General features: G+C 60.7%; 10 protein-coding genes, 1 tRNA gene and 1 pseudogene. 4 read left to right on the top strand and 8 right to left on the bottom strand.

The window, feature by feature from the left end:
• The first annotated feature begins 17 nt into the window (after positions 1-17).
• Positions 18-94: transfer RNA gene (locus C8N35_RS23495), tRNA-Met, on the top strand.
• Between the two features lie 345 nt (positions 95-439).
• A pseudogene (locus tag C8N35_RS23485) lies at positions 440-1,019 on the top strand (IS630 family transposase); the annotation flags it as partial.
• Between the two features lie 126 nt (positions 1,020-1,145).
• On the opposite strand, the gene C8N35_RS23480 reads toward C8N35_RS23485, so the two are convergent.
• The 8 genes from C8N35_RS23480 to C8N35_RS23445 all read right to left on the bottom strand — a co-directional run bounded on the left by C8N35_RS23480 (position 1,146) and on the right by C8N35_RS23445 (position 7,426).
• Positions 1,146-1,820, bottom strand: a complete 675-nt coding sequence (locus C8N35_RS23480) for a DUF3313 domain-containing protein (protein WP_107992192.1) — start codon at positions 1,818-1,820, stop codon at positions 1,146-1,148.
• Between the two features lie 117 nt (positions 1,821-1,937).
• Positions 1,938-2,222 (bottom strand): hypothetical protein, encoded by a 285-nt coding sequence (locus C8N35_RS23475; RefSeq protein ID WP_146177473.1) that lies wholly within the window; start codon positions 2,220-2,222, stop codon positions 1,938-1,940.
• A gap of 50 nt (positions 2,223-2,272) precedes the next feature.
• Positions 2,273-2,908: an SH3 domain-containing protein gene (locus C8N35_RS23470; RefSeq protein WP_107992190.1), complete on the bottom strand. Its 636-nt coding sequence runs from the start codon at positions 2,906-2,908 to the stop codon at positions 2,273-2,275.
• 121 nt (positions 2,909-3,029) lie between these two features.
• On the bottom strand, positions 3,030-3,749 hold the full coding sequence (locus tag C8N35_RS23465; protein ID WP_107992189.1) for an ABC transporter ATP-binding protein: 720 nt from the start codon (positions 3,747-3,749) through the stop codon (positions 3,030-3,032).
• Positions 3,746-4,909 (bottom strand): ABC transporter permease, encoded by a 1,164-nt coding sequence (locus C8N35_RS23460; RefSeq protein WP_107992188.1) that lies wholly within the window; start codon positions 4,907-4,909, stop codon positions 3,746-3,748. Before C8N35_RS23460 ends, C8N35_RS23465 begins: the two co-directional genes overlap by 4 nt.
• Positions 4,906-6,204, bottom strand: a complete 1,299-nt coding sequence (locus C8N35_RS23455; protein ID WP_107992187.1) for an efflux RND transporter periplasmic adaptor subunit — start codon at positions 6,202-6,204, stop codon at positions 4,906-4,908. Before C8N35_RS23455 ends, C8N35_RS23460 begins: the two co-directional genes overlap by 4 nt.
• Before the next feature lie 4 nt (positions 6,205-6,208).
• Positions 6,209-6,487 (bottom strand): cysteine rich repeat-containing protein, encoded by a 279-nt coding sequence (locus C8N35_RS23450; RefSeq protein WP_245926972.1) that lies wholly within the window; start codon positions 6,485-6,487, stop codon positions 6,209-6,211.
• Between the two features lie 36 nt (positions 6,488-6,523).
• Entirely contained in the window at positions 6,524-7,426 is a 903-nt protein-coding gene (locus tag C8N35_RS23445) for a sterol desaturase family protein (protein WP_107992185.1), read from the bottom strand.
• Positions 7,427-7,646: 220 nt separating this feature from the next.
• On the opposite strand from C8N35_RS23445, the gene C8N35_RS23440 reads away from it, so the two are divergent.
• Complete coding sequence (locus C8N35_RS23440; protein ID WP_107992184.1) at positions 7,647-8,363, top strand: response regulator; 717 nt, start codon at positions 7,647-7,649, stop codon at positions 8,361-8,363.
• The gene (locus tag C8N35_RS23435) at positions 8,360-9,736 is read left to right on the top strand and encodes a sensor histidine kinase (protein ID WP_245926971.1); all 1,377 of its coding nucleotides are present in this window, start codon (positions 8,360-8,362) and stop codon (positions 9,734-9,736) included. The genes C8N35_RS23440 and C8N35_RS23435 overlap by 4 nt, the downstream gene beginning before the upstream one ends.
• The last annotated feature ends 212 nt before the right edge of the window (positions 9,737-9,948 follow it).

The raw sequence follows: 9,948 nt of genomic DNA, 5'->3' as shown, positions 1-9,948 counted from the left end.
CCGGGATGCAAAATTACCGCGGGGTGGAGCAGCCCGGTAGCTCGTCAGGCTCATAACCTGAAGGTCGCAGGTTCAAATCCTGCCCCCGCAACCACCGATACCAACAAACCCGTCGCATCAGCGGCGGGTTTTGTCGTTTGGACCGAAAGCGTAAGAATTCCAGCGAGATCGCCGCGCACGTCGATCTCCACCTTGCCGTCCACCGGCGTCAGCATGATGTCCTCCACCAGCGTCCTGATGGATATCCGCCGCCTCAGTGCGCTTCTCTTCGTCGTGGCCCTGCAACGCATCGTAGAGGCCCTGGACGCGCGAGCGGTAAAGCTGCGCCATCGAGGGATGCAGAAGAGGGAGATCGCAGCGCATCTTGAGGACGTGCATTGACTGCGGGCTTCCCAGAACGCGATCTGGTGGCTGCTCGACCGGTACGGCCTGACGTTCAAAGAAAACCGCGCACGCCAGCGAGCAACAACGCCCTGACGTGCTGGCCCGGCGGCGGGCCTGGTTTGCCGGGCAGCCCGACCTCGACTCCTGCCGATTGGTCTTCATCGATGAGACCGGCGCCTCGACCAAGATGGCACGGCGCTGCGGCCGCTCACCGTCGCGCACCCGTCCCGCATGGCCATTGGAAGACAATGACATTCGTCGGCGCCTTGCGGCTCTCTGGCATGAGCGCGCCGATGGTGCTCGACGGCGCCCTGCATGGTGCGGCCTTTCTCGCCTATGTCGAGCAGGTGCTGGCACCGACGCTGAGGCCGGGCGACATCGTGGTGATGGACAATCCGCCGGCCCACAAGCCCATGGCCGTGCGCCAAGCCGTCGAGGCGACGGGGGCAAGCTTGCGCTTCCTGCCGCCCTACAGTCCGGAATTCAATCCAATCGAGATGGCCTTCTCGAAGCTCAAGGCATTCCTGAAAAAGACCGCAGCCCGCACAAAGGACGATCTATGGACTGCTATCGCCCACGGGATCGACGCCTTCACACCAACTGAATGCCAGAACTATTTCGCTACCGCCGGATAAGATCGTGAATGGATCGGAAAATGCTCTAACCGAACACTCCTTCACCGACATTAACACCTCCCGAAAACCGAAAAGTGCTGCCCATGTGTCCGGTACAAATCGTCACCTATGTATCAGGTCGGGCAATCAACGTACAAGGGAAAGTCGCTGTGCTATGTTCTTCGCTAGGGAGTCGGCGCCCAGACGAATACCTGTCTTGGCGGCGTCGAGCTGTCTGATGCTCGCACCAACGTCGACAGCACTGGGAAACTGCTTGGAAACATAAGCCCAGAGCAGTTCCCCACTCGTACCGTCGCGAAACTCAGCGACATAGGTCACATCGCCGGTAAAGCGTCCTTCTTTCCCGGCTACCGCCTTCACGCCGTTCAGGGCAAACCCCACAGGGGTGACTTTGGACACGGTTCCAAGAACGGGCACGCTCAGGTGGGCGCCGGTCAAGACAATGCGGAGTCGCAGCGCGGTTGAACTCGCCTGGTCTGCGAGTATCCCGTGTTTTGAAAGCGCTTTGCTAAAAGCCCGCCCCGCATAGGCGGACAACTCCTGAATCTGGGAGCTCGATAGATTGTCGAATTGATTGTCGGGGCCTCTGTAGATCTCGATCGGTTCGAGAGTAACGGATGAGTAGCTTGCCAGTTTGCGCATATCTCCGGCAAATGCAAAAGGCGTCTTCTGCGACCTGTCGTTGCTGTTGACAGACATTTGGGCCGAGGACGCAATACCCTGATAAAGATGAACTGGGGAAGAAGCACAGCCGCCGAGTGCCGCGGTGCAGATCATCAGTGCCAGATATCTCGTGGACATTCGCCCCAATCTCCCAATAGCAACTTGCCTCCAAGAGGGCTCTCTCCCGGGAACGAGCGTAAGTGGCGCCTTACATTCGGTAAGCGAGATGTCGGCGAATGAGAACGACACCAAGGGTTAACAATTGATCAGACGAACGGCTGAGTTCCCTGGATAATCGTACTCCTCGTCCTGATCCTCAGGCTGACGATAGTTGCTCATGCAGCGCTCGGTTTTCGCCACCTCGTCCGAAAGGCAGAGTTCATATCCGTCCTCGTCAAGATAGAGACGAACACAAACCTCTCCCCGGCTGGCGTGCGACATCATGCAGAAAAATTCCGCCGGTCGCTCCTCGAATTCATCATAGGGCGTGCCGGCACACGCCGACCCAAGCGGGCCGCCGCATGCAAGAATGGAGGTCACCAGAGACAGCGTCCAACGCACTGAGCGTGATGACATGAGCGCCCGCCCGATCATCGGCGGAAGCCCCCTACGCCGCTTCGCGTCCCCCCGTTCGGACCGACGGCCCGATAACCGCCGACACATCCTCGGGCGCCGCAGGCGCGGGCGCCTTGAATGCTGCCCCCGTTGGGGCCGGTGACCGTGCCGCCGCCGGCGCAGCCGCGGGGGCCGCATCCGCGTGTCCCCGTCGCGGTACCGCCACGCACGCCGGTCACCGTGCCGGAGCAGCCGTTCGGTCCACAGGTTCGAGTGGCCTGACCATAATAGGTCGGGCCGCGATAGTACCAGGGATAGCTGGCGTAATAGTTGTCCCAATAGGCCTGGTTGAACGCGACGACGGCGACGCCGACACCCGCCGCAACGGCTGGCGACAGGACCACCGGGGCGCCATTGTAAACGACCTGGACATAGCGAGCCGAGACCCAGCCCCGATAGTTGCCGAAGGCGATATCACACCAAGTGTAGCCCGGCAGGCAACCGTGGGTGACGACACGTGCGCCGACCGGAACGACGACGACGACCGGGTATCCCGTCGATGGGCCTGCCCTTAGGTTAACGTTGCCCGTGGCAACCGCGACAGTTCCCGCCGCCGCCATTGACGCCATCGAAATCACCATCGCAAACGCGATGCATAGTTTCTTGATCATGTCCTCATCCTTTATGATGGCTCGCGCCTGCGGAGCCTTCCAATCTCCAGGCTGGGCTCCGGATATCTCTCCCACATCTCGCGGGCGTAGAAATTTGTAGCTTTTTGTTGCGCAGGTCGGGTCAGCGGGCTGGAATCCGCACCGGCCCCGATCGTTCGCCGATGACGCGGCCATCGGTCAGTTCTATCGTCCGGTCAAAGAGATCCAGCGAACGCGGGTCATGCGTTACAACAACGATCCCCGCTCCTCTCGTGTCGGCAATCTGCCGGAAGAGCGCGATCACCTGACGCCCGCGGGCGCCATCGAGCGCGGCTGTCGGCTCATCGGCAAGGATGAGGGTTGGATCATTGGCAAGGGCACGGGCAATCGCCACGCGTTGTTGCTCGCCGCCGGACAGCTTTGTCGGACGATTGCCCGCGCGGTGTCCGAGGCCGAGTCCTGCCAAGAGGCGTTCGGCATGGCGGCGGGCGTCGCGGGCAGGCACGTCATCGATTTCCATTGCCAGCGCCACATTTTCCGAAGCTGTCAGGAAAGGAATGAGATTGGCCTTTTGGAACACGAACCCGATGTTCCGTCGCCGGAAGTCGCGCAGCCTGCCGAGCTCTTCTCCTGCCTTCGAGACGAGGGTGCCACGAATTCTCACCTCGCCCTCGGTTGGCGGTTCCAGGAGTCCGGCGATCAGGAGCAGCGTGCTTTTCCCCGATCCGCTCGGCCCGAGGATCGCGACCAACTCGCCAGCATTGACATCCAGCGAAACCCCATCGAGCGCCTTGACGATACTGTCGCCGCTGCGATAGTGGCGCGCCGCCTCGCGGACCGACAGGATCGGTGCCGCCGTCACGACAGCACCTCCTGCGCTCTGATCTTCAGCGCTCTCCAGATCCCAAGCAGGCTCGCGAAGGTGCAAACGGCCCCCACCGCGAGCGCAAGACCTGCAAAATCCGATGGGTCGATGACGACCCTTCGTGGGAAGAACGGAAAGACCAGTTTCGACATCGCCAGTCCGAGAACAAGTGCGCCCCCACCGATCAGGAAGGATTGCTGGGCGATCATCGTGACGATAACGCCGTTTCGTGCGCCAATGAGCTTCAGCATGGCGATCTGGTGAAGCTTTTCCATCGTCAGCATGTAAATGATGAGCGAGATCACGATCGCCATCACCACCAGCAAGACGCCAGTGAAGGCCAGGATTTGCAGTCTGAGGCGCCAGAGGCGTTGGTTGAGCAGAAGGTCGCGCTGATCGGCGCGGGAGAGAATATTGGCATCTCCCCAGGACAGGACATTGGTTCGCACCCGATCCTCATCCGCGCCTTTATCGAGAGTGACAAGAACGGCGGCGATCTTGCTATCCTGCGGTACGGAACTTTCGGAGGCATCCGCAGCGGCTGTTTTGCCAGCGGCAGCACGCGCCAGCAGGACCTCCTCACTGGTGCGACGCCGTGCAATTGCCATCGCATCGTTGACGGTGACGAACATCAGCCCGTCGCCGCTGGCATCGACCATGCCGCGCGTCATTCCGACGATCCGGTAATCGTCCTGGCCGAGGCGCACTTGATCCCCCAGCGCAAGCCCGATGCTTTCGTCGGCGATCGCCTCGAAGTGGCCGGCGTTCAGATACCGCCCCTCTTGCAACTGAACCCACTCGCCTCGATCCTTTGGAAAATCGAGACCGGTGATGGAGGCGCGCAAATCACGCCCTTCAAAGTCGAACTGCTGGCTGACCTGGACAAAGCGCCGGACAGACGAGACACCGGCGATGCCCTCGACGCGGCGGTCCATATCTGCCGGAACGGCGGAGCTTTCGGAGAAAGGCCCGGCTCTTCCTCCTTGGACAACCCAGAGATCCGCGCCGATCCTGTCGACCACAAGGAGCGCATCTTCGACGATGCCGCGATAAAGTCCGACCATTCCGGTCGATGCCATGATCAGAAACCCGACGCCGGCCATGGTCAGTAGAAAGCGCGGAAAATTAAATTTGACATCCTTGAAGGCGAGATTCATCGCTTGGCCCCACCTTCGGCAACCCTCATGCCGTAATAGACTTCGCGCGGCTCGTTCAGGATGATGTCGCCCGGCTCAAGCCCTTGCGTGACTTCAACAAACTGTCCACCACTCTCTCCGAGTGTTATCGCAATCCAGTAAGCCCGGCCGCGATCGACGATCCAGACGCCCGGCTTTCCTCTGCGTCTTTCGATCGCACCGGCCGGCACTGCAAGGACATTCTTCTTGGTACCGATTTCAATCGTTGTCATCGCGCGCTGACCAAGAGCCCAGTTCGGCGGCAGTGCCTCAGGGCGCAGATCGACGGAAAATTCGCGCGTCTCCGGATCGACTTGCCTGCCGACGCGAAGAACCGTCGCCATCGTTGATGATTCCTTGCCACCGCCGCTAAACCGGATGACGGCCTTTTGGCCTGGCGAAAGGCGATAGATCGAGCTCTCGTCGAAACGTGCCGACAGGATGATCGAAGCCGTATCAACGAGCTGGACGATATGCGAGCCCGGGGTGATCGTGTCGCCGACGTAGTGATCGCGTGAGAGGACAACGCCGTCGAAGGGCGCGCGGATGGTTCCTTCATCGAGTTTGACCCGCTGGATTTCCGCGGAGGCGATGGCCGAAGTTTCCTGCGCCTGAGCCTGCTTTATCGCCGCCTGCGATCGCTTGAGATCAGCTTCAGCCTGTAATAATGAGGAGGCCGCTGTATCGTAGGTCTCCTTGCTTGCAATGCCTTTTCCAAGGAGCGTCTTCTGGCGCTCGAAGTGTTGCTGTGCCTGCGTCAGGGCCGCTTCGGCATGGGTGCGGTCGGCCTTCGTCAGATCGACCGCTGTGCGGGCGGCATCGGCGGAAGCCCGCGCCGCGGCAAGCTCGCTCTTTAAATCGTCAGTGGCGAGTTCGGCGATGACGTCTCCCCATCGAACCCGATCATTGCGATCGACATGCATCGCCGCGATGACCCCCTGGAGCCGCGAGCTGATCAGGCTCGTGCGCGTTGCGTCCAGCCTGCCCGGGCCGGTCAATTCAATGGCAAGATCGATCGGGTTAACGACAAATTGCCTTTCGGCGTGCGGGAGCAGATAGCGGTTGCCCGCCCAGGCCGTGAAAATAGCGGTGAGCACCACCGCGATGAAGACAACGCCTCTGAAACGCCGTCCAGGGCGAGATGGCGGCCGGAAGCCCAGGATGCCGGAATCACCGTCCGCGTCATCGACCGGCGGGACGTCGGCTTTCTTGCCGACGTCCTCGCCTACGATTGCGGGGAGCGAGCGAACGCGCTCATCGTTCACCAACTGGTCCATCACGTCACTTCGGGCGGACTTCGGCGAGCGCGGCCTGGCATGTCGGCGCCAAATTGACCGCGTTGGCCTGAAGGCAGGCGACTATCCGCCCGCCACCGGGCTGAATGCCCTGGCAATACTGCTTGAGATCAGTTTTGCAGGCCTGGGCGACCTTCCTGGCCTTAGCCCGCATTTCCGGGGTCATCTGAGTTTGCGCCATGACGGTCGCGGGGGTTGCGCAGGCGAAGGCAAGCAGAGCAATGCTCGTTACGCGGATCAGCGTAGGGCGTTTGGCGGTGATCATGAGTTTTCCTTTCATTGATCTATCCATGGGGAAGCATCAGCCCTCGGCGGGGGCTTCAAGATTTCTCCCGCCTGCGGACGATTGATGGCCATCGACGGCGACCTTGCGACGTGTGACTGGGCCGAAGAGAACAGCGAGTTTCTGCCTGAATGTTGTGGCCGCTCGGGCTTCTAGCGCCATCGCGCTCCATTCTCCGAAGATGATGCGGACAGGGTGATGTGAGGCCGATGCGCCGCGCAAACCGTAGGAGAGCTTTTTGCCATCCAAGACTTCCGCGAAGGTGCCAAAGAGGCGGTCGAAGACGATCAGCGTGCCGCCGAAATTCCTGTCGAGGTACTCGGCATCCGAAGCATGGTGGACGCGATGGTGCGCAGGCGTGTTGAGTACCCATTCGAGCGGCCCGAAACGGGGCGACAGTTCGGTATGAAGAAAGAACTGATAGGCAAGGTTTGCGCCGAGCATCGCGACGATGGCGAATGGATGAAAACCCAGAAAAGCCAGCGGCAGGTAAAACAGGAAATGCCCGGAAATATTGGCCGTCCAACCGAGGCGCAGCGCCGCGGTCAAGTTCATGCGTGTCGGCGAATGATGAACGGCGTGCGTCGCCCAGAGCCAGCGAACATGATGAGAGGCGCGATGATGCCAGTAATAGATGAAGTCGACCGCGAGGAAGAGAAGGGTCGCTCCAAGGATCGTGCCCGCGTCGACTGTGAAGATCCGGTGCTCGTAGGCCAGCATGAAGGGAAATGCGACGAGCGCAGCTTCCAGGCCGCGAATGAGGGAGTGACCAGCCGCGACAACGAATGTCGCCGCCGTTTCCCGCATGTCATGGAGATCGAGATGCGCGAGCCGGCCGACCAGATATTCGAGCAGCATGAATGACGCAGCTACGACAATCATGCCGAAACGCATCGAATATTTGGAATCCAGAGGCGGCATCGCAATTTCTCCATCGTCTGCAATCGGTGAAACATTGTGAGCGGCAGAGTCTTGGGCGACAGCCCGCTGCAGTCGACATGCAGACAAGATTGGACGCCTTCGGTATCATGCCGATAAACAGCCCATGTCGAGATGTTCGGTTTTGTTGCCGGTATGTAGAGAATTGTAACAATGGCCCTCGCATCTTGATCGGGTCCGGTTTTCGGTTCAATTTCCAGCGATGGAAGACTTGGTACGCACGATCCTCATCGTGGATGACGACCCGGAAATAAGAAGACTCGTCGCAGCCCTGCTGTCGCGCGAGGGCTTCGACGTGCGAACTGCGGAAAACGGAAGCGAACTGGACGACGTCCTGCGCAAGGTCCGCCCGGATCTGATCATCCTCGACCTGATGCTCCCCGGAGAGGACGGACTCTCGATCTGTCGCCGTATGCGGTCCGAAGGCCCTTGCCCCATACTGATGCTGACGGCCAAGAACGACGAGATGGACCGGGTGGTGGGGCTTGAGGTCGGCGCCGACGACTATGTTTCCAAACCGTTCGGACCTCGCGAACTCCTTGCGCGGGTGCGTGCCCTTCTTCGCCGTGCCCAGTCCCAACCTTTCCAGGCCGCGAGCCGGCGATACCGCTTCGATCGCTTCATCATCGATCTCGATGCTCGTCAGTTGACCGATGAGGACGGCGGGCCGGCACCATTGACGAGCGCCGAATTCGACCTTCTGACGTGTTTTGTGTTGCGTCCGCGCCGCGTCCTTTCTCGCGACCAGATCCTCGACTGGACGCATGGCCGAACCGCCGATCCGCTCGACAGGACGGTCGATATCCTGGTTTCGCGACTGCGCAAGAAACTGGAGAACTTAAGCCCCGGCAACACCCTGATCACCACTGTGCGCAACGGCGGCTACCTGCTCACCGTGCCCGTGAGGCAGATAGGATGATGTTGCGTCTCGGGCTGTCGGCACGGATTCTCGGTATCGGGGTGACGTTCCTTTTGACGGCCTGGATCGCGCTGGTCGCGTTCTATTATTGGTCGAACGGCCTCAGCCGCATTTCGACCTATCCCTCCGCGACCCAGATCGTGATGGCGGCGGATGTCTTGTCGGACGCCGCACCGCAAGCGCGCGGGAAGCTGGCGGCGGCGATCAGTTCCTCTGTCCTGAGCGTTGCGATCGACCCGGCTGGCGCGGCGGCCCCGCAACCCGCCCTGCGCGAGCGGATGGAGGACTTGCCGGAGTTTGCCGCCTATGGCGACGCGCTGGGAGAGAGCCTGATTTCGATCCGTCGGCTCGACGCCTCCGGATCAGGCACCAGACGGCCGCGCTTGTTAGGAGGGGCGATAGACCCCATCGAGTTTCGAGTGCGGCTGAGCGATGGTGCCACAGTACGACTGGAGACAAAGACACCGTTCATCGTGACATTGTTCGGTCTTCCGGCGGGATTAGGCGCTGGCTTGGTGGGGACGCTTTTTGCGCTGGCTGCCTTCATCCTCCTTCAGCGGGAAATACGGCCGCTGGCAAAGCTTGCAGCCGCGGTAGACAGGATGGATCCCTCCGGTGAGCCGGTGCAATTCACCAACATCCCTTCCCGGACGCCGGAGGCCGTCGCGCTCGTGAAGGCATTCGAGCGATTGCATAACCGGCTTCAATCGATGATCGGCAGTCGATTCGCACTCATCAGTGGGGTTCAGCACGACGTGCGCTCCTTCGCAACGCGCCTCCGTCTGCGGATCGATCACATATCCGACACCACCGAGCGGGAGAAGGCGATCCGCGATATCGCCGATATGATCGACCTTCTGGACAATGCTCTGCTGACGGCCCGGGCGGGCGTTGGTGCGCTCGATGAAGAGCTTCTGGATCTTGTCGCTCTCGTCGGGCAGGAAACCCTCGATCTGGAAGCGTCGGGCTGGAACGTAGTTCTGAAATCCCTGCCACAAGATCGAGAGATACTCATTATCGCAGATCGCCTGGCTGTCAGGCGAATGCTCGCAAACCTGGTCGACAATGCCGTCAAATATGGGCAGATCGCCAACGTCGAACTGAACGAGTGCGGCACCATGGCGGTGCTATCGGTCGAAGATGACGGGCCTGGGTTTGCCGCGGGCGAGTTCGCCCTTCTTCTGGAGCCGTTTGTCCGCGCGGACCCCTCCCGTGCGCGAAAGACCGGCGGGGCCGGGCTTGGTCTCGCGGTGGTGAGAAACCTTGTAGAGGCGCAGGACGGGACAATAGTCTTAAGCAACCGCCCTGCGGGCGGAGGCCGCGTGGAACTCCGCTTCCCGCTGTTCGCCCCTCAAAAGGACAGTGTGGACTGACGAACTGATCGCGGGCGATGGGGGGCATAATGCCGTCGCTCTCCGCAGACGAACGGAGTGGGAAATGCACCCAGCGCACATCAGCGAGCGCGGCGCAAGATATTCGTCGGTGACCGTTAGGTTGTGTGGACTCTAATGGGATTCACATTTGGATCGATGCGTGATTCAAGACTGTCTTTTGGAGGCAGTCATGGGTGTTTTGGATCGTTTGG

The sequence above is a fragment of the Breoghania corrubedonensis genome (genome assembly GCF_003053845.1).
Lineage (GTDB): Bacteria > Pseudomonadota > Alphaproteobacteria > Rhizobiales > Stappiaceae > Breoghania > Breoghania corrubedonensis.
The sequence above is the reverse complement of the archived record's forward strand: the minus strand, read 5'-3'. Positions and strand labels throughout refer to the sequence as shown.

Coding starts and splice junctions, on each gene's coding strand:
- C8N35_RS23480 (WP_107992192.1), bottom strand. CDS start 1,820: ATGTCCACGAGATATCTGGCACTGATGATCTGCACCGCGGCACTCGGC.
- C8N35_RS23470 (WP_107992190.1), bottom strand. CDS start 2,908: ATGATCAAGAAACTATGCATCGCGTTTGCGATGGTGATTTCGATGGCG.
- C8N35_RS23460 (WP_107992188.1), bottom strand. CDS start 4,909: ATGAATCTCGCCTTCAAGGATGTCAAATTTAATTTTCCGCGCTTTCTA.
- C8N35_RS23455 (WP_107992187.1), bottom strand. CDS start 6,204: ATGGACCAGTTGGTGAACGATGAGCGCGTTCGCTCGCTCCCCGCAATC.
- C8N35_RS23450 (WP_245926972.1), bottom strand. CDS start 6,487: ATGATCACCGCCAAACGCCCTACGCTGATCCGCGTAACGAGCATTGCT.
- C8N35_RS23445 (WP_107992185.1), bottom strand. CDS start 7,426: ATGCCGCCTCTGGATTCCAAATATTCGATGCGTTTCGGCATGATTGTC.
- C8N35_RS23440 (WP_107992184.1), top strand. CDS start 7,647: ATGGAAGACTTGGTACGCACGATCCTCATCGTGGATGACGACCCGGAA.
- C8N35_RS23435 (WP_245926971.1), top strand. CDS start 8,360: ATGATGTTGCGTCTCGGGCTGTCGGCACGGATTCTCGGTATCGGGGTG.